This window comes from Rhizobium leguminosarum, assembly GCF_019798305.1.
Classification (GTDB): Bacteria; Pseudomonadota; Alphaproteobacteria; order Rhizobiales; family Rhizobiaceae; genus Rhizobium; species Rhizobium leguminosarum_U.
Genome location: NZ_JAAXDD010000006.1, coordinates 12,460 through 34,785, shown reverse-complemented (window position 1 = coordinate 34,785; position 22,326 = coordinate 12,460). Strand labels below are relative to the sequence as shown.

General features: G+C 59.6%; 24 protein-coding genes. 13 read left to right on the top strand and 11 right to left on the bottom strand.

What is annotated here, in order from left to right; all coding sequences use genetic code 11:
* Window positions 1-152 precede the first annotated feature (152 nt).
* The 4 genes from repB to HFO99_RS11955 all read right to left on the bottom strand — a co-directional run bounded on the left by repB (window position 153) and on the right by HFO99_RS11955 (window position 4,733).
* Window positions 153-1,142 (bottom strand): plasmid partitioning protein RepB, encoded by a 990-nt coding sequence (gene repB, locus HFO99_RS11970; RefSeq protein ID WP_222361392.1) that lies wholly within the window; start codon window positions 1,140-1,142, stop codon window positions 153-155.
* A complete protein-coding gene (gene repA / locus HFO99_RS11965) occupies window positions 1,139-2,356 on the bottom strand; it encodes a plasmid partitioning protein RepA (RefSeq protein ID WP_064250087.1) in 1,218 nt (405 codons plus the stop codon). The genes repB and repA overlap by 4 nt, the downstream gene beginning before the upstream one ends.
* 261 nt (window positions 2,357-2,617) lie before the next feature.
* Complete coding sequence (locus HFO99_RS11960) at window positions 2,618-3,034, bottom strand: hypothetical protein (RefSeq protein ID WP_222361745.1); 417 nt, start codon at window positions 3,032-3,034, stop codon at window positions 2,618-2,620.
* A gap of 613 nt (window positions 3,035-3,647) precedes the next feature.
* Complete coding sequence (locus HFO99_RS11955; RefSeq protein ID WP_222361391.1) at window positions 3,648-4,733, bottom strand: ROK family protein; 1,086 nt, start codon at window positions 4,731-4,733, stop codon at window positions 3,648-3,650.
* A gap of 123 nt (window positions 4,734-4,856) precedes the next feature.
* Here HFO99_RS11955 and otsB point away from each other — a divergent pair, with 123 nt between their 5' ends.
* From otsB to HFO99_RS11920, 7 genes are all read left to right on the top strand, one after another.
* Window positions 4,857-5,636, top strand: coding sequence for a trehalose-phosphatase (gene otsB, locus HFO99_RS11950; RefSeq protein WP_222361388.1), 780 nt, complete (start codon window positions 4,857-4,859; stop codon window positions 5,634-5,636).
* Window positions 5,637-5,837: 201 nt separating this feature from the next.
* Window positions 5,838-6,722 (top strand): helix-turn-helix domain-containing protein, encoded by an 885-nt coding sequence (locus HFO99_RS11945; protein WP_222361386.1) that lies wholly within the window; start codon window positions 5,838-5,840, stop codon window positions 6,720-6,722.
* Window positions 6,723-6,927: 205 nt separating this feature from the next.
* On the top strand, window positions 6,928-8,001 hold the full coding sequence (locus HFO99_RS11940; protein WP_222334546.1) for a sugar ABC transporter substrate-binding protein: 1,074 nt from the start codon (window positions 6,928-6,930) through the stop codon (window positions 7,999-8,001).
* A gap of 70 nt (window positions 8,002-8,071) precedes the next feature.
* Complete coding sequence (locus tag HFO99_RS11935) at window positions 8,072-8,893, top strand: ATP-binding cassette domain-containing protein (protein ID WP_222334545.1); 822 nt, start codon at window positions 8,072-8,074, stop codon at window positions 8,891-8,893.
* A complete protein-coding gene (locus HFO99_RS11930; RefSeq protein ID WP_062940469.1) occupies window positions 8,890-10,149 on the top strand; it encodes a sugar ABC transporter permease in 1,260 nt (419 codons plus the stop codon). The genes HFO99_RS11935 and HFO99_RS11930 overlap by 4 nt, the downstream gene beginning before the upstream one ends.
* A gap of 25 nt (window positions 10,150-10,174) precedes the next feature.
* On the top strand, window positions 10,175-10,903 hold the full coding sequence (locus HFO99_RS11925) for an SDR family oxidoreductase (RefSeq protein WP_222334544.1): 729 nt from the start codon (window positions 10,175-10,177) through the stop codon (window positions 10,901-10,903).
* A gap of 55 nt (window positions 10,904-10,958) precedes the next feature.
* Entirely contained in the window at window positions 10,959-11,723 is a 765-nt protein-coding gene (locus HFO99_RS11920; RefSeq protein WP_222334543.1) for an SDR family NAD(P)-dependent oxidoreductase, read from the top strand.
* A 199-nt stretch (window positions 11,724-11,922) separates the two neighbouring features.
* On the opposite strand, the gene HFO99_RS11915 is transcribed toward HFO99_RS11920, so the two are convergent.
* A complete protein-coding gene (locus HFO99_RS11915) occupies window positions 11,923-12,363 on the bottom strand; it encodes a VOC family protein (RefSeq protein WP_222334542.1) in 441 nt (146 codons plus the stop codon).
* Between the two features lie 94 nt (window positions 12,364-12,457).
* On the bottom strand, window positions 12,458-12,886 hold the full coding sequence (locus HFO99_RS11910) for a Tautomerase enzyme (RefSeq protein WP_222334541.1): 429 nt from the start codon (window positions 12,884-12,886) through the stop codon (window positions 12,458-12,460).
* 120 nt (window positions 12,887-13,006) lie between these two features.
* Here HFO99_RS11910 and HFO99_RS11905 point away from each other — a divergent pair, with 120 nt between their 5' ends.
* Window positions 13,007-13,606, top strand: a complete 600-nt coding sequence (locus HFO99_RS11905) for a TetR/AcrR family transcriptional regulator (protein ID WP_222334540.1) — start codon at window positions 13,007-13,009, stop codon at window positions 13,604-13,606.
* A gap of 73 nt (window positions 13,607-13,679) precedes the next feature.
* On the opposite strand, the gene HFO99_RS11900 is transcribed toward HFO99_RS11905, so the two are convergent.
* The 3 genes from HFO99_RS11900 to HFO99_RS11890 are packed head-to-tail and all read right to left on the bottom strand — an operon-like array spanning window position 13,680 to window position 16,935.
* On the bottom strand, window positions 13,680-14,693 hold the full coding sequence (locus HFO99_RS11900; protein WP_222334539.1) for a sensor histidine kinase: 1,014 nt from the start codon (window positions 14,691-14,693) through the stop codon (window positions 13,680-13,682).
* Window positions 14,693-15,397 carry a response regulator gene (locus tag HFO99_RS11895; protein ID WP_222361384.1) on the bottom strand — a complete coding sequence of 235 codons (705 nt, stop codon included), beginning with the start codon at window positions 15,395-15,397 and terminating at the stop codon, window positions 14,693-14,695. The genes HFO99_RS11900 and HFO99_RS11895 overlap by 1 nt, the downstream gene beginning before the upstream one ends.
* 47 nt (window positions 15,398-15,444) lie before the next feature.
* Window positions 15,445-16,935 (bottom strand): DUF4173 domain-containing protein, encoded by a 1,491-nt coding sequence (locus HFO99_RS11890; RefSeq protein WP_222361382.1) that lies wholly within the window; start codon window positions 16,933-16,935, stop codon window positions 15,445-15,447.
* A 454-nt stretch (window positions 16,936-17,389) separates the two neighbouring features.
* On the opposite strand from HFO99_RS11890, the gene tkt reads away from it, so the two are divergent.
* Entirely contained in the window at window positions 17,390-19,426 is a 2,037-nt protein-coding gene (gene tkt / locus HFO99_RS11885) for a transketolase (RefSeq protein ID WP_222361380.1), read from the top strand.
* Window positions 19,427-19,482: 56 nt separating this feature from the next.
* Here the strand turns inward: tkt and HFO99_RS11880 are convergent, their stop codons facing one another.
* Window positions 19,483-19,671, bottom strand: a complete 189-nt coding sequence (locus HFO99_RS11880) for a hypothetical protein (RefSeq protein WP_105010491.1) — start codon at window positions 19,669-19,671, stop codon at window positions 19,483-19,485.
* A gap of 165 nt (window positions 19,672-19,836) precedes the next feature.
* Window positions 19,837-20,550: a calcium-binding lectin RapA2 gene (gene rapA2, locus HFO99_RS11875; protein ID WP_128402905.1), complete on the bottom strand. Its 714-nt coding sequence runs from the start codon at window positions 20,548-20,550 to the stop codon at window positions 19,837-19,839.
* 419 nt (window positions 20,551-20,969) lie between these two features.
* On the opposite strand from rapA2, the gene HFO99_RS11870 reads away from it, so the two are divergent.
* From HFO99_RS11870 to HFO99_RS11855, 4 genes are read left to right on the top strand one after another with little or no spacing between them, the layout of a single operon-like run.
* Window positions 20,970-21,155, top strand: a complete 186-nt coding sequence (locus HFO99_RS11870) for a hypothetical protein (RefSeq protein WP_222361743.1) — start codon at window positions 20,970-20,972, stop codon at window positions 21,153-21,155.
* Window positions 21,156-21,194: 39 nt separating this feature from the next.
* On the top strand, window positions 21,195-21,431 hold the full coding sequence (gene rpsU / locus HFO99_RS11865) for a 30S ribosomal protein S21 (protein WP_128402906.1): 237 nt from the start codon (window positions 21,195-21,197) through the stop codon (window positions 21,429-21,431).
* A 57-nt stretch (window positions 21,432-21,488) separates the two neighbouring features.
* Window positions 21,489-21,683, top strand: coding sequence for a hypothetical protein (locus HFO99_RS11860; protein ID WP_003538349.1), 195 nt, complete (start codon window positions 21,489-21,491; stop codon window positions 21,681-21,683).
* A 12-nt stretch (window positions 21,684-21,695) separates the two neighbouring features.
* Complete coding sequence (locus HFO99_RS11855) at window positions 21,696-22,274, top strand: alpha-ketoglutarate-dependent dioxygenase AlkB (protein WP_128409589.1); 579 nt, start codon at window positions 21,696-21,698, stop codon at window positions 22,272-22,274.
* Window positions 22,275-22,326 lie beyond the last annotated feature (52 nt).

Sequence of the window (22,326 nt, the reverse complement as noted above, 5' to 3'; positions counted from 1 at the left end):
CCAAAAACTCTTGACAGCGATTCTCGGAAGTGCGATTCTCGGAGGTGTTCAAGACTACGAGGAAAGCTTCCGTGACGGTGACGTTCGGGGGCTTTTTTCTTTTGCGCGTTATCTCCTATCCGGATTGTCAGCTGACAATCAGTCTAATTGCCTCATTTTCCCTCATTTTCCTCTTCGAACTCAGCGGCGAGGCCTATCAACCGCTGAGCCAGGAATTCCGAAAACGCCGCCGATTTGACGGTGATGCGAAAGGTTTTGCCGGAACGGGCCACCAAAGCAAGCGGCGCGCCGCCTTGGCTCCGGAGCGTCTGCTCGGCCCGCTGCGGTGCGCTCTTCTCCTCCAGCGCCTTCCAGATGACATCGAAGCGGCTGTTGGTCTCCAACGCGTCAAAACCGGCGGCACTGATTGCAGCCCGCGCCTTCTTCTGTCCGCCCGTCTCTCTGAATTTCTCGGCAAACGTCAACCAGCGTGGACGACCGACCTTGGGGGCCGGCCCGATGGCGAGAATGATCTCGGGGTCGATCGTTTGCGCCACTTGCAGGAGCCTTGACGTTTCCGGCTTGTCTGTCGCCAGCGCCTTGGCAATCATGTCGCGGCTGAAGCCATGTTCATCCATGCGGCGTGCAAACAGTGCCCGTTCGATAAAACTCAAGTCGACACGGGGGCCATTTTCCTGACCCTGTGCAACGATCAGCTCTTCATCCGTGAGCTTTCGCACGACGGCCTTAACAGGAACCCCGATCTCTGCGGCAGCCCGCAGGCGCCTGTGGCCATAGGCCGCCTGGTAGTGCCCGGCCCTTGCCGGGTCCGGCCGCACCAGGATCGGAACCTGCTGTCCGCTTTCCTCGATGGACTGCTTCAATCGCTCGAACTCGGCATCCTTGTCGACCGGGATACGGTCGCGGATAAAGGACATTTCGACGGCAGCCGGATCGATCTCCAGCACCTTGTCGCCGGAGGCCAGCGAATCGCGCAGCGCCTTGGCGGCGGCGGCTTCCTCTCCCAGCCGTCCAAGCGACAGGTTCATCGCCTTGACAGCTCCCGATGGCCGATGCGGCTGTTGGACGCTCGGAACTTCCGGCCGTGTCGGCTCGACCGCACCGACCATGCTCTTCAGGATATCGCGTCCTTTTGGGCTCATGTCCTGCTCCATGCGCTGCGAATGAGTTGCTCGACCTCGGCATTGACGCTGTCGACGGATTCCACCCCGCGGTCATAGGTCTGGCGATGCATCGTCTCGCGTCCCGCCTCGTAGATTGTCTGCTTGGACAGGCCCGCGTCCGAGACCGCTGTCGACTTGACCATCATCGAGGTCAGCACGCGCTCGCCGAACAGACTGCGCAGGAAGGCGACGATTTGCGCCTGCGGTCCATCATTGGACTCATAGCGGGTGATCAGATAGCGCATCCAATCATAATCGAGATTGCCGCCTGCCTGCTTGACCACGGCCAGAAGGTCGGAGGTCATCGTCAGGAACTGGTTCATCGACGCGACGTCGAGCATCTGCGGATGGACGGTGATCAAGACGGAGGTGGCAGCGCAGAGAGCCGACAGCGTCAGGAAGCCGAGGGTCGGCGGGCAATCGATGATGACGACGTCGTAGCTCTGCTCCAGCGAATGCAGCGCATTGCCGACCCGCATGAAGAACATGTCCTTGTCGTCGCGGTTGGTGTCGGCGAGCGCCTTTGGAGTATCGTGCTCGAACTCGTGCAGTTCGAGATTGCCGGGGATGAGATCGAGCCCCGGAAAATAGGTCTGGCGGACGATGTCGGCTACGTCGCGGCGCGTTTCGTCATATTTGATGGCACCGTAAAGCGTCTCATTTTCGCCGACGTCGAATTCGGGCTGATACCCGAGCATCGCCGACATCGACGCCTGCGGATCGAGGTCGACGGCGAGCACGCGGTAGCCGCGAAGGGCCAGGAACTGCGCGAGGTGAATTGATGTCGTCGTCTTGCCGGAACCGCCCTTGAAATTGGTGACTGCGATCACCTGGAGATGGTCGCCCGGCCGGCGCATCGGCAGATAGGAGGGTTTGGTGCGCCCGAGATGGTGGCGCATCGCGTGGATTTCCTCAAGCGAGAACACCCGTCGACCGGCCGCCGTCTTTTCCGGATTGATGCTTTCCACCTGGGCAGCGAGGTGACGAACGTAGCTGTCGGTGACGCCGAGCAGCTTGGCAGTCTCGGTGCTGCTGAACCGTCGTAGCGATTTGCGGGCATCGGGCGAAAACAACCGCTCGAACAGCACCTGCAATTGACTGCTGAGCATCGTCGAGTCCTGCGCGATCGTCTCGTCGATCGAGACTCGACTCGCTCTCTTGGCTTTCTCAACAATCGCGGCCTTGGTCGGCATTCACGCAAATCCTGATAAATCGGGTCATTTTGCGCAAATGATCGTGAGTCTGCCGATTCCGTCAAGCGATTTCTTGGTTAGCCAATGGATTACAAACCGGATTCGCCCAGAAAATTATGTGGAATTCCGGAATCTTAGCGCGATTGTCAGCTGACAATGGCGGCCGTGCCCATGTCCCTCGACGCCGGCCTTCAACGCCGTTGCCGACTCACTGGAGAAAACATCCCCCGCTTGGGCGCGTCGGATCAGGCAATCCGCTACTCATTTATAGGCAGATGAACGGCAGAGGCTTTCGACTTCCAACCCGCGGGCAGGTTCACTGCCGGAGGACCGGTCATTTGCGTCCTGGGTTTCGGCATCGCGCCGTGGCTGAGCAAGGCCAAGCATTTGTTCGAGACGGCCGGCATTGAGCGGAGCGCTTATTCCCTTGAAGTTCATGATCCATCTTTCGTCTGCGCATCGATTGCGTGAAGCCTGAGAGATAAGCGCAATTTGAACCTGCCGAGAACTGTCCGCCAGCGTTATCACCATCTTTTCCGATGCGATGCGGAAAGGGGAGGGGAGACCTCCATCTTTCAAGCGCCGCTCTGAAATGCCGCTTTCGACAGCGACGTTCGCCGTCTCAGATCGCTTCTGAGCGCAGAGATCGAGGAGTGCCGCGCAGATGCGGCCTGCCATGCGAAAGGCCGCATCTTTGCCGGCACCGGCGAACCGGCACTGTCTCCGATCATGCGGCATGCCGGAATTCCGAGATGCCGGTGCGGGTCTTACTCCAGGAGAGCGCTGTTGCTGCGCGCTATCGGGGGAGGGGCGTGCACCTGAATGTTCTTGCCGATCTAAGTCGGCGGAATGCTGAGGGGCAGGTGGCGTCCAAGAGGTTGCGGCTCGTTTGTCCGGAGATCCGATCAATCGTCAGGCCAAGTCGCTGACACCAGTCCAAATCACATGCCGGCAGTTAAGCACGAACAGGATTGACGACACCCCGATGCGTCATCAACCGCAAAAGATCACAACAGCGCATGCTAGGCGAATCAGGTCTCGGCGGGTATGATCGGCGGGTGCTGGTTGGTGTCGCAGACGTTTTGCCGCTAGCCGTATCGATAAGATCTCACTTCATGTCCCGCAAAGCACAATCTTTCCTAGCGGAACTTATTGGCGAGTTCGCTTCCGGCTAGAGAATTCCTTCTTGTTTACCTGCTATTTACCATAATCCTCCACGGCGCCGGCCGAGCCCGCATCGCGGTCGATCGTGCGCTCCTTGCCAGCAGGGTTGCGCGGGCCAGGGATTCCACTAACGCCTCTTCGCTCCCTCGCGATTGGTAAAATGCGCGTTGCCCAATCCCGTGCCGATGGTCAGCACCGCCCAACTCGAGACGTCATTCATGAAAGGGATCTGCGACAATCCCTGCACCACGGCATCGTTGTGCATCACCACGAATGTGCTGTGGTCGCCGATCTCGGGAATGGCCTTCATCAGGGCGGCGGGAAGGTTGAAGCTGTCACTTTCCCAATTCCCTCCCGGCAGGTTTTGTCCGCCGCGTTCGATCGAGCCATCGGCCTTGATGATGCCAGGACAGGCGATCCCGATGATCGGGGCAGATTTCAAATTGGCCTTGTCGGCCTTCTCAATCAGGTCCTGCAACATAGCCACCAGCCTCTCTATCGTTCCATTGCGGCTCGGCTCGTCATCGGCATGGCGCCAGATCGACGATTCCCAGACGCTGGCATCCGCAAAATGCGGTGTCTTTTCCTTTCCAAACTCGACGATGCCTGCACGTACGTTCGTGCCGCCAATATCGACTGCCAGGATCGCTTCATAGCCTTTGAACATCCATCGCGGCATTAGATGGACTGACCCGATCAGCCCCGCCTCGTCGGGATGGTGGACGATCGGCACAACCTCGACATTGACGCCGGCCGCCTTGAGAAGAACCATGGCCCTGGCAATCGCCAGTTCTCCAAAGCGACTTCGCCTGAAGCCGCCGCCGACGACGATCCGCTCGGTCTTGGACCAGCGCTCGTCCTTGAGAAACTTTCCGATCACCTCGGCAAAATCCTGCGCGAAGTCCTCCACCGCTCCCATGATCAACGCGGCAGCCTCCATGTCATCGCCCTTCAAGAGAGCCTCGATCTTTTTCTTTGAAAGTTTTGCCGTCGCGGTCTTGCCGATCGGATCGTCGCCAAACTTGCGGATGCGTTTTCTCCAGTCATCGAGCTTCTGCTGGAAGGTCTTCTTGTTGGCGTTGTCGCCAACGAAACCATTCTTGTCACGCAGTTCATTATTGTAATCATCGATGGTCACCAACGGCAGAACCGTGGCGCCATGTGCTAATGGGGCATTGATCTCATGACGGGACTCGGAACTGCCTTTGGCCATCAATGTACCTTCTGCCGCGCGAGGGCTCGAACAGGCGGCGAGATACAACGCGGACTAGCTCTCGATGTTCCGGAGTCTGAAAAGTCACCTTGTCCTCGTCGTCCGGCGACCTAGCTTCAATGATTGCAAAGTTTGGAGAATGCCGTGCAGGACGACACCGCTACTCAGGAAATGCTTTCAATGGTCTTGGAGGAGCCGGACCACTGGGCGATGTTTCTCGATATCGACGGGACGCTGCTCAATCTTGCGCCCACACCGGATGCGATCGAGGTCCCGGAGGAGCTTCCTGGACAACTTCATCGCCTGTCGAACAAGCTCGGCGGTGCCTTGGCACTGGTCACCGGACGATCGCTTGCTTATGCAGACGCGCTGTTCAAACCCTTTGCATTTCCGACAGCAGGCCTGCACGGCGCAGAAATCAGGAACGCTGCGGGCATGCAGACGATCGAGGCGACAGCTGAGTTTCAGGCGCTGAAGCATGCCCTGACCGCGGAAGCCGAGCACTATCCTGGCGTCTTGATCGAGGACAAGGGCGCGGCTGTTGCCGCCCATTACCGGCTCGCGCCCGAATATGAAAAGGTGCTCGAAGACCGCATGCATCACTATGCGGAGCTCGCCGGGCCGAACTGGGCATTGCAGCTCGGTAAGATGGTATTCGAGCTGCGTCCGGCACGATCAAGTAAGGGCGATGCGCTGGAGCGGTTTTTCCAGTCCGATCCGTTCAAGAACCGCTCCCCGATTACCATCGGCGATGATCTGACCGACGAGTCGATGTTTGCGATCGCCAATGCGCGTGGCGGCGTTTCCGTGCGTGTCGGCGCGATCGGTGCCCCGAGCTGCGCCACGAGCCGGCTGTCCTCTTCTGCGCTGGTCAGAAACGTCATTGCAGCCTTGGCCGCTTGAGGCCGGTCCCTGGGCGATGTGTAATGCGGATTGCTGTCGTCTTTACAACGGCTGCGCCGCGTCAATTGTCAAAAAAGTATCGGTTTTGACCGGGAATCGTGGTGGCGGGCGTGACACGAGCCCATTACACTCCGCTTCAACAATAAAGCCAAAAAGAGAATTTGGCTGGCGGGCTTCGAACCGTACTCGGAGGAGGAAACAATGGAACCTGACTTGGAAGTCATTCAGATCAGGCCGGGCGAATCTTTCGCAACGAAGGCGCATGGTTATCCCTATCATACGGTTCGTTGGCATTTTCACCCGGAATACGAACTGCATCTCGTCGTGGCGACAACGGGACGCTATTTCGTCGGCGACTTCATCGGCGAGTTCGAGCCTGGTAATCTTGTGCTTGCCGGGCCTAATCTTCCACATAACTGGATCAGCGATGTCCCGACGGGATCGAGCATCCCGCTTCGATGCCAGCTCATCCAGTTCAGCGAGAATTTCATCATCGACACGATGAAGGTGCTGGCCGAACTCGGCCCCTTCGAACCTGTTCTCGAAGCCTCCCGCCGCGGCGTGCTTTTCGGCGCCGAGACCAGCCGGCAGGTCGCACCTCTGATGAGCGAGGTGCAGCAGGCGCAGGGTGTGCGCCGTATCGAGCTTTTCATGATGATCGTCGGCATGCTCAGCCGCGCACAGGATGCGCAGCTTCTCGCCAGCCCGAGCTATCTGCCCGATCCTTCCGGTTACATGTCGGCCGGCATCAACAAAGCGCTCGCCTATATCAGGGAACACCTGACCAAATCCTTCGACGAAGCCGATCTCGCGGCGATTGCTGGACAATCGACAGGCGCCTTTTCGCGCGGCTTCCGCCGCCATACCGGTATGTCGCTGGTACAGTATGTGAAACGCCTGCGCATCAACCTGGCCTGCCAGATACTGATGAGCGATGACCACGCGTCGATCACCGATATCTGCTTCGAGGTCGGCTTCAACAATCTGTCTAACTTCAACCGGCAGTTTCTCGCGGAAAAAGGCATGACGCCTTCCCGTTTCCGACGGTTGTTGGGTGACAATATCAACGTGGCAAAGGCGGCCTAGAGGAGCCGTCAGAGCACGTCCAAGGGACGAGGAGGAGGAACGAAAACTGACACTGACTTGAACGCGGGCGCGCGATGAGCGGCTCGTGGTCGGAGATGCTTGTCCTTAAAAACGTCAAACCGCAGGGACAGGCGCGACCGTTCCTTCAGCCGAACGGTCACAACAGAACAGTGCGATCACGACACAATTTTTTCAATGGGAGGAGATGGAAATGATGAAATTCTCAACACAGGCGGCAGGCGCCGCGGTATTTGTCCTGTCCTTGCTGGGCGGTACTTCCGCCTTTGCGCAAACGGCCGTTTCGGATGCGACAGTGGCATTCCTCATGCCCGACCAGGGCTCGACCCGCTACGAGGAGCACGACCACCCGGGCTTCGTCGCGGAAATGAAGAAGCTTTGCGCGTCGTGCAAGGTTCTCTACCAGAACGCCGATGCCGATATCGCAAAACAGCAGCAACAGTTCAATTCGGCGATCACGCAAGGCGCCAAGGTCATCGTGCTGGACCCGGTGGATTCGGCGGCCGCCGCATCGCTCGTCCAGCTCGCACAGAGCCAGGGCGTCAAGGTCATTGCCTATGACCGTCCGATCCCGAAGGGAAAGGCCGATTTCTACGTCTCCTTCGACAACAAGGCGATCGGCAAGGCGATCGCGGAATCGCTTGTCCAGCATCTGAAGGCACAGAAGGTGCCGACCGAAGGCGGCGGCATTCTGCAGATCAACGGCTCACCGACCGATGCGGCTGCCGGACTGATCAAGGACGGCATTCACGAGGGTCTGGCGAGCGGCGGATACAAGACGCTTGCCGAATTCGACACGCCCAACTGGCAGCCCGCGAACGCCCAGCAATGGGCGGGCGGGCAGATCACCCGCTTCGGCAAGCAGATCGTCGGGGTGGTCGCTGCCAATGACGGCACCGGCGGCGGCGCCATCGCAGCTTTCAAGGCGGCGGGTGTCGATCCGGTGCCGCCGGTCACCGGCAATGATGCGACGATCGCCGCGCTACAGCTGATCATAGCAGGGGATCAGTACAATACGATTTCCAAGCCGAGCGAAATCGTCGCCGCTGCCGCTGCCGACGTCGCCGTGAAGCTCCTGGCCGGAGAAACGATCAAGGCCGAAATGACGCTCTATGACACGCCCGCACAACTCTTCGTACCGGCTGTCGTTACCGCCGAAAACCTCAAGGCCGAGATCATCGACAAGAAGATCAACACCGCCGAGGAGCTGTGCACCGGCCGCTACGCCGACGGCTGCAAGAAACTCGGCATCACCAAGTAATCCAGCCAAGGGAAAGCGCGGCCGGCCACCAGTCGCGCTTCCGATTTTTGCTTTTTCGAAAGGCCAGGCGATGTCTGAAACCTCTCATACTCCTGACCCTTCCCGTCAGCCTGTCCTCAGTCTGCGTGGAATATCGAAGAACTTCGGAGCAGTGTCGGCGCTCACCGATATCGAACTCGATGTCTATGCCGGCGAGGTCGTGGCGCTTGTGGGCGACAACGGCGCCGGCAAATCGACGCTTGTCAAGATCCTGGCCGGCGTGCACCAGCCAAGCTCGGGCACGATCATCTTCGAGGACAAGCCGGTCAACCTGTCGAGCCCGAGCGCCGCTCTCGACCTCGGCATCGCAACCGTCTTCCAGGATTTGGCGCTTTGCGAAAATCTGGACGTCGTCGCCAATATCTTTCTCGGCAAGGAGCTCAGCCCCTATCAGCTCGATGAAGTCAAGATGGAGATCGCCGCCTGGAAGCTCTTGAACGAGCTTTCGGCCCGCCTTCCGAGCGTGCGCGAACCCGTCGCCTCGCTCTCCGGCGGACAGCGCCAGACGGTAGCAATCGCCCGATCGCTGCTGCTCCAGCCGAAACTGATCATGCTCGACGAACCCACAGCAGCGCTCGGCGTCGCCCAGACCGCTGAAGTGCTTGACCTCATCGAGCGTGTGCGGGAACGCGGCCTCGCCGTCATCATGATCAGCCACAATATGGAGGATGTTCGCGCCGTCGCCGACCGTATTGTCGTCCTTCGGCTCGGACGCAACAACGGCACCATGCCGCCCGACGCATCCAACGAACAGCTCGTCAGCGCCATCACCGGCGCATCCAACAATTCCGTCTCCCGCCGCGCGATGCGCCGCAAGGCGCAAAGCCAACAAAACGAGGAGGGCAGGCCATGATGAAGACCATCCAGAATGAACCGGCAGCACCTGCGCTCCTCGACCGACGTGACGAAAGAGTGCACCACGACGATAGCCTTGCCGGCTCGATCCGCGCCTTTGGGGATCGCATCCGCTCCGGCGATCTCGGTTCGCTGCCGGTCATTGTCGGCCTGGCGATCATCTGGACGGTGTTCCAGGCGCTCAATCCGGTGTTTCTCTCGAGCAGCAACCTCGTCAACATGCTGTTCGACTGCTCGACCGTCGGTGTCATCTCGCTGGGTATCGTCTGCATCCTGATGGTGGGTGAGATCGACCTTTCCGTAGGCTCCGTCAGTGGCTTCGCCTCTGCGCTGGTCGGCGTCTTCTGGGTCAACCAGGGCTGGCCGGTGGTTCTGGCGATCCTCGCCGCCATGATTGTCGGCGCCCTGATCGGCTCGCTCTATGCGTTTCTCTTCAACCGCTTCGGCATGCCGAGCTTCGTGTCGACGCTGTCGGGGCTGCTCGCGGTTCTCGGCCTTCAGCTCTATATCCTCGGAGCTACTGGTTCGATCAATCTTCCCTATGGTTCCTGGCTCGTGAGTTTCGGCCAGATCATGGTCATGCCGGACCCGGTCGCCTATCTGCTGGTGGCCCTTGCCGGCATTGCCTTTTTCTTCTCCAGCTACCGCACCTCGGCGCGCCGGCGGGCGGCCGGCCTGTCGGCGAAATCGGCCGGCGGACTGCTTGTCCGCGCTGTCATCATCACCGTCGCCCTGGAAGCAGTCGCATTCTATCTCAACCAGTCGCGCGGCATTCCCTGGATGTTCGGTCTTTTCGTCGGGCTCGTCGCCGCGATGAACTATGCGCTGACGCGCACGAAATGGGGACGCTCGATGCATGCCGTCGGCGGCAACAGGGAGGCTGCCCGTCGTTCCGGCATCAACGTTTCGCGCATCTACACGAGCGCCTTCGTCATGTGCGCCCTGCTTGCTGCCACCGGCGGCGTTCTCTCCGCCGCGCGGCTGGCGACGGCAAGTCAGCAGGCTGGCACGGGCGACGTCAATCTCAACGCCATCGCCGCAGCGGTCATCGGCGGCACGAGCCTGTTCGGCGGGCGCGGCAGCGCCTATTCAGCCCTTCTCGGCATCATCGTCATCCAGTCGATCGCCAGTGGACTGACGCTTCTCGATCTATCGTCATCGCTTCGATACATGATCACCGGCGCTGTCCTTGCCGTCGCCGTCATCGTCGACTCGCTGGCACGCCGATCGCGGATTTCGCACGGCCGAGCCTAAACCTATCAGAAAGCAGAGGAAGAAAATGGGACAGGATCTGTCTGGAAAAATCGCGGCCGTCACCGGAGCGGCGTCGGGTATCGGCCTGGAGTGCGCCAAGACAATGCTTGCCGCGGGCGCCCGGGTCGTGCTGGTCGACCGAAATGAAGATGCCCTGAAGGAAATCTGCTCGAAACTCGGCGCCAACGCCATTCCCTTGGTCATTGATCTCACCGATCCGAAAAGCGTCGCACGCATGATGCCTGAGATACTGGAGAAAGCCGGCCAACTGGACATCTTCCACGCCAATGCCGGCTCCTATATCGGCGGCGAGGTGCTGGACGGCGACCCGGATGCCTGGGACCGGATGCTCAACCTGAACATCAACGCCGCCTTCCGTTCGGTGCATGCCGTTCTGCCGCACATGGTCGAGCGCAAGACCGGGGATATCATCCTGACGAGTTCCGTTGCCGGCATGATCCCAGTCGTCTGGGAGCCGATCTACACGGCCTCGAAACATGCCGTCCAGGCATTCGTCCATACGCTGAGGCGTCAGGTGGCCAAGCATGGCTTGCGCGTCGGCGCCGTCGCTCCGGGCCCCGTGGTCACGGCCCTTCTCAGCGATTGGCCGCAGGAAAAGCTGGATGAGGCGCTCGCCGCGGGTGGCCTGATGGAGGCGAACGAAGTGGCCGAAGCCGTGCTCTTCATGCTGACGCGCCCACGCAACATCACCATCCGCGATCTTGTCATTCTGCCGCAGAGCGCCGACATCTGACGAAAGTGCGATCGCCTTCAACAATCGCGGAACGCCTACTCAAGAGGAAACGGCCATGATCTTCGACAGATTTCGCCTGAACGGACAGGTAGCGCTGGTGACCGGCGGCACGCGTGGCATCGGGCTTGCGATCGCCGAGGCGCTCGGCGAGGCGGGCGCCAAAGTCCTCATCACGGGCCGAACCCGCAATGCAGCGGCGGAAGACCGGCTCTCCAAGGCCGGCGTCGATTGCGATTTCGTCGCTGCCGACCTGATGAAGGAAAGTGCTGCCGACGAACTCGTCACTGAGACCCTCTCACGGGCGGGACGGCTCGACATCCTCGTCAACAATGCCGGCATCGCCATTCATGGCGACAGCGGCGAGTTCTCCGATGCCATCTGGCGCGAGATCATGACCGTCAACGTCGACGCCGTCTTCCGCGCCTGCCGCGCCGCACTCGCACCCATGCGGCGCCAGGGCGGCGGCATCATCCTCAATATCGGCTCGATGTCGGGGATCGTGTCCAACATTCCGCAGAACCAGGTCGCCTACAACACCTCAAAGGCGGCGGTCCACATGATGACGAAGAGCCTCGCCAGCGAGGTTGCCGCTGAAAACATCCGCGTCAACGCCATCGCCCCCGGCTATATCGAGACCGATTTGTCGCGCGGCGGCATCGACAATCCCGACTGGTTCCCGACCTGGCGCAACATGACCCCGATGGGACGCGTCGGGCAGCCGGAGGAGGTGGCGGGTGCCGCATTGTTCCTCTGCTCGGCGGCGGCAAGTTATGTCACCGGCGAAGTGCTGGTTATCGACGGCGGTTATACGACGCGCTGAGATGCGAACGCGAGATTGGGGGAGGGTGCTCGCGGCCGCTTGGTCGGGGCGAGGCTCTCCCCTGCCATCCTGCCGGTTTCGCACGTATCGGCGCGATTATCGTCTCGCACTTACGTGTAGACAGCACATGGTCACGCTAGAACAGGATGATTTTAGGCCGGGTCGGCCTAAAATCTGAATCCTGTTCTACATTATATAGTTAGACCATGATGGCGTCCGAAAACCGCTCACACTTTTCGGCATCATGCTCTACGCAATCGAGCATCCACTGGACGCCAAAACGATCGGTGAGCTTGCCGTAGTAGCTCCCCCATCGCTGGACGGCGAGTGGTGTCGTAATCTTGCCCCCCTCGGCCAGCCGTGCGAAGAGGCTGGCGGTACTGTCTCGGTCGTCCATGATCAGCATATGGGCGGAACCTCGCATCGGCTCGGCATCGTGATTGTCCGAGGCGAAGAACAGAATACCAGGTCCTTCGAAACGAGCGTGCATCACCTTGCCCCGCATGGCTTCGCTGGCAACGGGCATCCCGTCTGCGCCGTGGCGCTCCAATTGCGTGATCCGGCCAAGCCCGCATTCGGCATAGAAGGCGAGCGCCTCTTCGCAACCGGTGGAAAAGAACAGATAGTTGGCAAGCTGCATGGTCTGGCTCCGTCAAGGCGCCGGACCGCGACGCCTGGTATCGCCGGCCCGGCATTGCATCAAGTCTGAGATTTCCGAGCTTACGCCGCGATCGTTACGAGGCAGCAACCGCACCCTGGATGGCGCCGACGAGATCGGCATTGTTATAGCTGCGGCCGGCGATACCCCAGGCCCCTTCAGGCGCGTAGACGATGTTCGACCATATATGCTCGCGCTTGAGCCGGCCTTCGGCGGCCTGTTCGATGACATCGGCCGCTTTTTCGAAGAAGGACTGTTTTGCTTCAGCGCTCACCAGCGCTATCTCGGGCAGCTTGAGCTCAACGAAGGCTGCAGCGATCGGCTCTCCCGCCGCAAGTACATGCTCCCGCGGCAGCACGTTGATCGTGCCGATAATATTGGCTGTCATGAAGTCATTGCCGGTCAAGCCGGCGGCATCGAGCACTGCGTCCGTCAATCCGGCAAAGGCCTGCGTCTGGGCCTCCTGTGAGAGCAGGCCTTCGGGTATGGTGAGCGTGATGGGCATCGCATGTCTCCTTGTTTGAACCGTGACCGTTTTTGATATATACCGAGCACTCTTTATGCATACACATCGATCACTCTCCTAGCAAGACATAAAGAGTGATCACTCTCCAAAAGGACATATATGCGATACAGTGCCGAACATAAGCAGGAGACTCGAACGCGCGTCATTGCGGCGGCTGGACAGGTTTTCAGAAAGGAAGGCTATGGCGGTGCGGGCATCGATGCATTGACCAAGGCGGCAGGCGTGACCAACGGTGCCTTCTACGGACATTTCAAGTCCAAGGGCGAAGCCTTTCGCACCGCCGTGCTAACCGGCCTCGAAGATCTGCGGCAAGGAATTGCGGCGCTAAAGACCAGTGAACCGAAAGACTGGCTGACGACATTCGTCGGCCACTATCTCGGCTATAAAAGAACCTGCGATCTGGGCGAGAGCTGCGCTCTGCCAAGCCTTTCCCCCGACGTCATGCGCGCAGACGATGAAACACGAAGCGCCTATACGGCAGAACTCAAACGTCTCATCGAGGAAGTTGCGGTCGGCTTGCCGGAGGGTGAGATACCGGGTCAATCCAAAAGACGCCGGGAAGATCAGGCGATCTTGCTGCTCGCCATGCTCAGTGGTGGTGTGACCCTCGCCCGCGCTGCTTCCGACCCGGCGCTGTCCAAACGCATTGCAGATGTCATCGCGCAGGCGGCAGTGACGACGATAGAGCCTGGAAACTGATCCAGTCGCTTGACGACATTCCCGTGTCAGGGGATCGCTTTTCCGCGCAATGTCCCGATCGGTCTCTGGAACGTCAGCTCGGTCCCGGGAGGGTGATTTCGAATTCGGTGCCGGCGCCGGTCGTCTGCAGCAGGCAGATCGTACCGCCATGGGAACTCAGCATGGCGCGGACGATACCGAGGCCCATGCCGGTACCGCCCTGCTCGCGGCGGGTTGAGAAGAACGGCTGAAAGATGCGTTGGCGATTTGCCTCGGAAATACCGCTGCCGTCGTCACAGACAAGAATGACGGCTGTTCGGGCATCGACCGATATTCTGAGTTCCAACAGCGTGGCGCCGTGCTGAAGAGCGTTTTCGGCAAGATTGGCAAAGACGATGCCGGCTGCCTCCTGGGGAAGAGTAACCGATATTTCCGTATCGCCGGCGCCGGAAATATTGAGAGCGGGAAATCGCCCGCGCAGTGAGGATATGATGTCCGTGATGCTGCTTCTGCCCTCGGCGACAGGCGTTTCCGCCTGCGCAAGTTCCCTCAGCCGCTGCAACAATGCATCGAGCCGGACGGCATCGGCGACGATGTTGTCGAGAAAGTGCAAACGCTGCGCCTTCGTCATCGGCCTTTCGGCATCGTCATCGCGCAAAAGCTCTGCCGCACCGCGGATGGCTGTCAGCGGCGATTTCAGTTCGTGGGAGACATGGGCGGCAAAGGAGCTGATATATTCGGTGCGATCGACCAGTTTTCCGGCGAGATCGAGGAAGCTTTGCGACAGGACGGCGATCTCGCGCGTTCCATAGCTTTCCAGCGGCTGGATTGCTCCCTTGCCGCCGCGGGCGATCTCTTCCGTCCGGGCGATCAAAGCGTCGATAGGCCCGGTGATGGTGCGCGTCAGCACATAGGCAACGCCGAGCGTCAGGATGAAGGCGACGACGAGGGCGCCGATTTCCGCCGGTGCCATCCGGTTCGAACTCGCCTCCACGGCACGAAACCAGATGACGATCAGGATCGGCAGCGCCATGACCGCGAGAAGCACGACATAGACGATCAGCGCCAGCGTCGGCCGCCATTTCGTTCTGACTTTCGGTGCCGGCATCAGGCCTTCCTCCCGCTTTCGATGCCGAGTTTGAAGCCGATGCCGTGAACGGTTGCAATGATCGCGGAACCGCCGACCGCCAGGAACTTGGCCCTGATGTTGCGGATATGGCTGTCGATCGTCCGGTCAGCGACATAGGTTCCGGCGCCATAGGCCGCCGCGATCAGCTGTTCGCGGCTGAAGACCATATCGGGGCGTGCTAATAATGCGTCCAGGATTGCGAATTCGAGCGCTGTCATTGCGATGGTGCTCTCGCCAAACATGACCGTCCTGCCACGCCGATCCAGGCTGAGTTCACCGGCGACAAGGGTGGCGTGGCGTCTGTCGGGCCCCGCTTCATTGCTGCTGCGCTTCAAAATCGCCTTGACCCTAGCCACGAGTTCGCGCGGGCTGAACGGCTTGGTGACATAATCATCTCCGCCGATTTCGAGACCGAGCACCCTGTCGATCTCCTCGTCACGCGCCGAAAGAAACAGGATTGGCAATGCCGACGTCTTGCGGATCTGGCGGCAGAGCTCCAAGCCGTCCATGTCGGGCATGCCGATATCGAGGATGATGAGATCGATGTTGCCCCGGCGGAAGGCCGTCATCGCCTCGGTGCCGTTGCGGGCGGCCATCGATGCCAGGCTGGCGCGCTCAAGGGCGAAGCAGATCACGTCGCGGATGTGAGGTTCGTCATCGACGACGAGAATGCGCGGCGCCATCATCGGTCCTGCGTTTGGTTGTCGTTCCTGTTGTTATCGTTCTTGTTCTATCTTGCAATGGGAGACAGGAGATAACTCTCCAGCTGCGCCGCCCGGAAGGTCCAGTTCCGCCAGTCCCGCCGGCGCATCTCAAAATTCCTGGCGAGGTAGTACCGAACTGTCACCGCTTGGCTCCTCTGGTCGATCAGCTGATCCGGTAGCTTGAGGAGGTAGAGATCGAGCGCCGGAATGACGGAAGGACCGAGCGAGGAGAGATAATCGAGGTCGAGCGGCAGACCTTCCTGGCTGATTTCCTGGCTGTGGGCGACATTGAAGCGGGCGATCATAGCTGCGAAATCGATGAAGGCGCTGATGTAGAGGACCGCGATCAGGGAGGCGAAGTTGGTGGCGATCAGCCACTCGTTGGATCGACGCAGCACGATACGCAGCAGAATCAAGGCAAGGCCGGTGGCGACGATACCCATCCAGAGACCGGCGGCGACACGCAGTTCCGTCAGCGAATAGGCCTCGACGTAAAGCTCGAGCCGCAGCATCGAAGACAGGCAGAGAAGGATGTTCTGGCCGATCCAGGCATAGACGAGGCCGCGGATCAGCGGGCTTTTATCGCCGGGGCCCTCGGGTCGCATGGCAAGCAGCACGAAACCGGCGGCAAGAAGCGCTGTCGCAATCAGCGGATAGGCGCCGCGATGAGCATATTCGGCGTGGCTCATGTGATCGGGCAAATCCGCGCCGCCCCAGAGATAGACGAGATCGAGAACCGTCTGCACGGCAAAGAGCGCATTGAAGAGAAGCAGCGAGCGCAACAGCGAGGCATGGCCGAGCGGTGAATTTTTGGTCGGCACGATCATGAACGCTCTGCTGGCTTGCAGCCTCGCAAATCGACGCTTCAGGCGTGGCCGCAGCAAAGCCCAGACCACAGCGGCAATCATTATCCAGAAGCCGATCCGCCAGGGATCGAGGAACTGCAGCAGAACGTCAAAACGGATGCTGCGCAGCGTGACCTCGATAACGGGATTTGCCGCTGCAAAGAGGAGCAAGAACACCGATGCGAGAATGAGCGGCATGACCCAGAGGCCGGCGCTCTGCCGGACTTCGGTAAGGGAGGACCGTTTCGCCGGTGTCGCAAGATATTTCCCGACATCCTCGGCAAGCCGTAAGGGAATGACGAGCGCGAAACGGGAAAGCGCCAAAGGCAGGCCGGTAAGGTTGCGAGGCATGAGCTTGCCGCTGACGAGAGCCACCGACATCAGCGCGCTGAGGCAAAGGGCAAAAGCCATTGCTGACGGTGTTTCGAGCAGAGGCGCCGAAGCCAGGAGCGACAAGCCCAGCAGGAGAGCCGCCGTCGAAGGCGATAGCCCCTTCATGGCCGGGAGCAGAATCCCGGCGCAGATGGCGAGCGCAAAGAGGAAGAAGTTTATCCCGGGCTCTTGGCCAAAGATCAGAAAATCTGCCAGCGCCACGAGGCCAAGCAGCACGGCTATTCGGCCGGGATAGCGCCTGATGGGCATCGGTGCTGTCAGAATGTTGGTAGTGTCCATTGCTGGTCCTCTCGTAAATACCGCCCTTCGGTCACGATGAGCACGCTTTCGGAGATCTCCTCGAAAGGAGTCCCTCGAGGTCGGCACGTCTCTGTCAGCCACCATCCGTCATTGCGGAGGCGGTCCGGCACGGCGGACGGTGTGATGCGGGGCGGGATGTCGTTCTTGCTCATGGCATAGAGATGCCCGACCGGATTGCAGATTTTGTGCAAAGAGTGAGGAGCAATTCAGGAAAATTGCCTTGACCTGCGAGGTCACTGAGGGATTCGAGACGATCAGGTCCCGGAAATCGGTCTTTCCTGGCGCGGATGGTATCCACAACTGGAAACTCCGCACTAGGTTCAACTGGACCCATCAAATTCGCCGTGGCGAGCTCTGAGCACCACGGTGAACGAGATAGTGAGGCAGACGGTCTCTGCCTTCACAATCCACGTATCCCGAGGAGTTTCTCCCAATGCCGGACACCTCACAAGCTCCGAAGACATTCCCAGCTCCCAAGGATCAGCACCTCCGGGATCTCGCCGACTGCATTCGTTTCCTCTCCATGGACGCGGTTCAACAGGCAAAGAGCGGTCATCCCGGCATGCCGATGGGCATGGCCGATATCGCTGCGGTGCTTTTCTCCGAGTTTCTGAAGTTCGATGCGGCCGATCCCTATTGGTTCGATCGCGACCGCTTCGTCATTTCCAACGGTCACGGCTCGATGCTGCTCTACAGCCTGCTTTACCTGACGGGCTACAAGGACATGACCATCGAAGAGATCAAACGCTTCCGGCAGATCGACAGCCGCACGGCCGGTCATCCCGAATATCGTCACGCCACCGGCATCGAAACGACGACCGGCCCGCTGGGGCAGGGGATCGCAAACTCCGTTGGCTTGGCGCTCGGCGAGCGGATCATGAACGCCTCGTTCGGCGACAATCTGGTCAATCACCACACCTATGTCTTCCTGGGTGACGGCTGCCTGATGGAAGGCATCAGCCACGAGGCGATATCGCTTGCCGGACATCTGAAGCTCGGCAAGCTCATCGCCTTCTGGGACGACAACTCGATCTCGATCGACGGTGCGACCAGCCTTGCTGAATCCGATGACCATCCGGCGCGTTTCCGCGCGGCGAACTGGCATGTCCAGCGAATCGACGGTCACGATACCGATGCGATCCGCGCCGCAATCATCGAAGCGCAGAAGGTGACGGATCGGCCGTCGATGATTGCTTGCAAAACGATCATCGGCTTCGGTTTCCCGACCAGGGCGGGAACGCAGAAGGCCCATAGCGACGCGCCTGGTGAAGACGAGATCGCCGGCGCCCGCAAGATCCTCGGTTGGACATCGCCTCCCTTCCAAATACCGGAAGCGCTTCTCAATGACTGGCGAAAGATTGGCGCGAAAGGCGGGCCGGCGCGGATGGCCTGGGCGGTCCGTGTCCAGACCGCTTCGCCGGATAAGCGAGACGATTTTGAGCGGCGGATGAACGGAGAACTGCCGTCCGGTTGGCGCGCTGCCATTGCTGCAGCAAAGCAGGAACTTTCAGGTTCCGAAAAGGATCTCGCCACCCGTCAGGCGAGCGGCATCGTGCTCAACCATCTCTTCGATGCGATCCCCGAGCTTCTTGGCGGCTCGGCGGATCTGACTCCTTCGAACAACACCAAGGCCAAGAACCAGGTCGACATCAAGCCCGGGGAATATGGCGGATCCTATCTCCACTATGGTGTCCGCGAGCACGGCATGGCGGCCACAATGAACGGTTTGGCGCTGCATGGAGGGCTTATTCCCTATGGCGGTACGTTCCTGACATTTTCCGACTATTGCCGCCCGGCGATCCGGCTCGCGGCGATAATGGAGGTGCGTTCGATCTTCGTGATGACACATGACTCGATCGGATTGGGCGAGGACGGGCCGACACATCAGCCGATCGAACATCTGAGCGCATTGCGCGCCATTCCCCGGCTCGCCGTCTATCGCCCGGGCGATCCGATCGAAACGGCCGAGTGCTGGGAGGCGATCATGGATGCGCCGCGGCAGGCAGCACTGATTGCTCTGTCCCGCCAGCCAATGCCGCTTTTACGCGGCGACCCGTCCGACGAGAACCGCTCGGCAAGGGGAGCCTACGTTCTCCAGGAAGCTGAAGGCGGCGCGCGGCAACTGACGATCCTTGCCTCCGGCTCGGAACTGCATCTGGCGGTCGAAGCCCGCTCGGTGCTGCAGGACGAGGGTATTCGCACCGCCGTGGTTTCGATGCCGTGCAGGCTGCTGTTCGAGAAGCAGGATGCCGCCTACAAGAAATCGGTGCTGGGCGGCAGCCGAGCCAGGGTCGCCGTCGAAGCAGCCGTGCAGGATTCCTGGGACCGCTATCTCGGCTTGGACGGCGTATTCGTCGGCATGCATGAATTCGGAGCATCCGGCAAAATCGATGACGTTTACAAGAAGTTCGATATCACTACAGACGCAGTGATACGTGCCGGACGTGAGGTGGCCGGAAAGCAAGCCTAGCGTCGCGAGTCGGAGCCCATAGGCGGTCCCAAGCAGGCGACCGGGTCGAACGCCCCTTATCTAAATCTTGGGGCACGCTTGGCATTGTGGATCAGCTCGGAGGCAGTCGCGAACGGCCCGAAAAGTTTGAGCAGCAGCGCTTGTTCCTCGGTATCTATGCGGTGACGCGCGCAAAACTCGGTCACGGACCAGACTTTCGTCAGATCGTCTGTTTCCATCTGCCTGGGTTCGATGTGTTCGGTCAACGGCGTGTCCTCCGAACAACGAGACTACGCCGCCCCGGCATTTATAAGAACTAGCTAAAAAGTATTATGCCGCTTTGCAGACTGGCTGAATATGACAAGTGGATATATGAAAACGCCCGCCGATTGCGCGGCGGGCGGTGTCTCTCACTGATTTCTCGCAAGTGATCAAGCGAGATGAGCGTCGGTGCCTGTGATGTTGAGCGTCAGAACGCCGACATCCGTGTGGCCTTCGCCATCGGAGATCTTGTAGTACTGGACGGTTTCCGTGACGTTCTGGCCGGCAGTCAGGTCTTCCGTCAGCGTGTAGGTGAATTCACCATTCGGCTTGACGTGGAAGACGCCATGGTCGCCGACGATGTCGGTAACAGCGTCGAGGCCGCCCTTGGCGCTGACGTTCGTGCCGTCGAACTGACGGAGGAAGAGCTTGCCGTTGTCGCCGGCAATGTCGTTGTCCAGAACGTTGCCGCCGATGGCGCTACCTTCGTTGAAGCTGTAGTGGTCGTCGACAGCGATCGGCTTTACCTGGGTTACGCCCTGGATGTTGAGGGTGAACAGGCCGACATCGGTATGACCGCTGCCGTCGGAGATCTTGTAGGAAACCTTCTCCTGGTAGGATTCGCCGTTGGCGAAACCGATCTTGGCCGCATCGCTCAGGACATAGGTGTAGCTGCCATCAGGCTTGACGAAGAAGGTGCCGTAGTCGCCCTGGATCTCGGTGACCTGGCTGTTGCCGGCCTTGGCGCCAACGCTTGCGCCATCAAAGGCGCGCAGGAACAGGTGACCGTTGTCGGATGAATCGTTGGAAAGCAGATTTCCGGAAATAACGTCAGTTTCTTTAAATGTTGCACTATCATCAGTTGCATGAATTGGCGAAGCCATTGCACTCTCCTCAAATTGTTTATTGGCGGGTCAATTTCGACCTCAGCGAGCGGGTCCTTTAACAACCTATTAATACTACAAGTCAATGGTCTATTTAACAGAAGGTTAATTTCGGAGCCAATCTCCCCGTTGCTTCCAGTTCGGCGGAATAATGTCACTTTCAGGCCAAATTGAAGAAAATTTGGCGAAAACTATACCCGGTTAACTTGAATAAAATGGCGCTGAGTATATCTGAGCGCGATTAGCGATGCGCGCGCCATGCCATCCGGCCCATCCGTTGCAATTTTACCCGCCGATACCTATGTTGCGGAAATACCCGATCAAGCGGAAATCTAAGCCGTTGCTGGCTCATGATTGAAACGCTTGTGTGTGCGTACGCGCCGTTATGGCTGTGTGACGGGCAATCCCACAAACAATCGATGACGCCGGCCGAGATCGGCAAAGGATTTTTTTTGAACCACATAAATAAAGCCACCGCGGTTGCGGCGGCGAAATCGCGCGAGAATGACGAGGCTGTCGGCCGCGTCGCTCAGAGCTGGAAGCCGTTTCCCTGCCTCCTCACCCGCCGCGAATTGCGGGCTGTGATCGACGAGCAGCTCGGCTGAGCGGCAATCGTCGCCCCACCCACACAAGGAGAACTTGAAATGCAAGTACTCGTCAGAGACAATAATGTCGATCAAGCGCTCAGGGTCTTGAAAAAGAAAATGCAGCGCGAAGGACTGTTCCGTGAAATGAAGGAACGGCGCGCCTATGAAAAGCCGTCCGAACGGCGCGTCAGGGAAAAGGCGCAGGCGATCAGCCGTCACCGCAAGGCCGCACGCAAGAAGATGCAGCGTGAAGGCCTGATCGCCGGATCGAAGCGGGTGGCGACCACCCGCTAGCAGTCATTCCCAACTAGCCCCGAGCTTCGGCTGCTACATTCCGTGAAAGGACAGATAATGGACGAACTCAATAGCCTCACCGTTTCCGAAGAACGCCTCGAGGATTGCCGCGATGTCGTGGAGCCGGATCTGCAGGATCTGATCCAACGCGCTCTGACATCGGGTTTTTCCCGGGAGGAAGTTCTCATCGCCGTCAGTGAACTGGTCGCCGAAGACTTCGCAATGGTCATGAAAACCCCAAGCGTCCATTGAGGCACGAGCGCAGTGAGCATCATCGTGCAGGAGGATCTCTTTCGTGCGGCGGACGGGACGCTCCCTGAGGGGTTCCGATATTCTGCTGAGATCGTTCGTCCGGATCTTCAGCGCACGGTTCTTGAGGCAATGCCGACGCTTGCCTTCAAAGCCTTCGACTTTCATGGGTTTGAGGGCAAGCGCAGAACGGTTTCCTTCGGCTGGAAATATGACTTCGACAGCCAGCGTGTCAGAAGAGCCGATGCGATGCCGTCGGTGCTGCTTCCCATTCGCGAAGTGGTGGCGCGCTTCGCCGGCATCGAGCCCGATGCGCTCGCGCAGGCGCTGGTCACTGAGTATGGCCCGGGTGCTCCGATCGGCTGGCACAAGGACAAATTCGTCTTCGGCCGGGTCGTCGGTGTCTCCTTGCTCTCGTCTTGCACCTTCAGGCTCAGGCGGCGTGACGGTGCAAAATGGCAGCGGCGGTCGCTCGTCCTTGAACCCGGCTCGGCCTATCTCATGGCTGGCGCCTCAAGAACGCACTGGCAACATTCCATCCCGCCCGTCGACCGCCTGCGTTATTCCATCACCTTCAGGGAATTGGCTGAATAGACCGCCCATTGGGAACATCGGCCTCGGCAGATGGTTACTTCGTCTCTTGCAC

Excerpts from the sequence above, each read along its gene's own strand:
- repB (WP_222361392.1), bottom strand. The coding sequence starts at position 1,142 with ATGAGCCCAAAAGGACGCGATATCCTGAAGAGCATGGTCGGTGCGGTC.
- HFO99_RS11940 (WP_222334546.1), top strand. The coding sequence starts at position 6,928 with ATGGAAATGATGAAATTCTCAACACAGGCGGCAGGCGCCGCGGTATTT.
- HFO99_RS11870 (WP_222361743.1), top strand. The coding sequence starts at position 20,970 with ATGACGCCGGCCGAGATCGGCAAAGGATTTTTTTTGAACCACATAAAT.
- rpsU (WP_128402906.1), top strand. The coding sequence starts at position 21,195 with ATGCAAGTACTCGTCAGAGACAATAATGTCGATCAAGCGCTCAGGGTC.
- HFO99_RS11930 (WP_062940469.1), top strand. The coding sequence starts at position 8,890 with ATGATGAAGACCATCCAGAATGAACCGGCAGCACCTGCGCTCCTCGAC.
- HFO99_RS11905 (WP_222334540.1), top strand. The coding sequence starts at position 13,007 with ATGCGATACAGTGCCGAACATAAGCAGGAGACTCGAACGCGCGTCATT.
- HFO99_RS11860 (WP_003538349.1), top strand. The coding sequence starts at position 21,489 with ATGGACGAACTCAATAGCCTCACCGTTTCCGAAGAACGCCTCGAGGAT.
- HFO99_RS11915 (WP_222334542.1), bottom strand. The coding sequence starts at position 12,363 with ATGCAGCTTGCCAACTATCTGTTCTTTTCCACCGGTTGCGAAGAGGCG.
- HFO99_RS11920 (WP_222334543.1), top strand. The coding sequence starts at position 10,959 with ATGATCTTCGACAGATTTCGCCTGAACGGACAGGTAGCGCTGGTGACC.
- HFO99_RS11960 (WP_222361745.1), bottom strand. The coding sequence starts at position 3,034 with ATGGCAGGCCGCATCTGCGCGGCACTCCTCGATCTCTGCGCTCAGAAG.
- HFO99_RS11895 (WP_222361384.1), bottom strand. The coding sequence starts at position 15,397 with ATGGCGCCGCGCATTCTCGTCGTCGATGACGAACCTCACATCCGCGAC.
- tkt (WP_222361380.1), top strand. The coding sequence starts at position 17,390 with ATGCCGGACACCTCACAAGCTCCGAAGACATTCCCAGCTCCCAAGGAT.
- HFO99_RS11900 (WP_222334539.1), bottom strand. The coding sequence starts at position 14,693 with ATGCCGGCACCGAAAGTCAGAACGAAATGGCGGCCGACGCTGGCGCTG.
- HFO99_RS11890 (WP_222361382.1), bottom strand. The coding sequence starts at position 16,935 with ATGGACACTACCAACATTCTGACAGCACCGATGCCCATCAGGCGCTAT.
- HFO99_RS11955 (WP_222361391.1), bottom strand. The coding sequence starts at position 4,733 with ATGGCCAAAGGCAGTTCCGAGTCCCGTCATGAGATCAATGCCCCATTA.
- repA (WP_064250087.1), bottom strand. The coding sequence starts at position 2,356 with ATGCCGACCAAGGCCGCGATTGTTGAGAAAGCCAAGAGAGCGAGTCGA.
- rapA2 (WP_128402905.1), bottom strand. The coding sequence starts at position 20,550 with ATGGCTTCGCCAATTCATGCAACTGATGATAGTGCAACATTTAAAGAA.
- HFO99_RS11945 (WP_222361386.1), top strand. The coding sequence starts at position 5,838 with ATGGAACCTGACTTGGAAGTCATTCAGATCAGGCCGGGCGAATCTTTC.
- HFO99_RS11925 (WP_222334544.1), top strand. The coding sequence starts at position 10,175 with ATGGGACAGGATCTGTCTGGAAAAATCGCGGCCGTCACCGGAGCGGCG.
- HFO99_RS11910 (WP_222334541.1), bottom strand. The coding sequence starts at position 12,886 with ATGCCCATCACGCTCACCATACCCGAAGGCCTGCTCTCACAGGAGGCC.
- HFO99_RS11935 (WP_222334545.1), top strand. The coding sequence starts at position 8,072 with ATGTCTGAAACCTCTCATACTCCTGACCCTTCCCGTCAGCCTGTCCTC.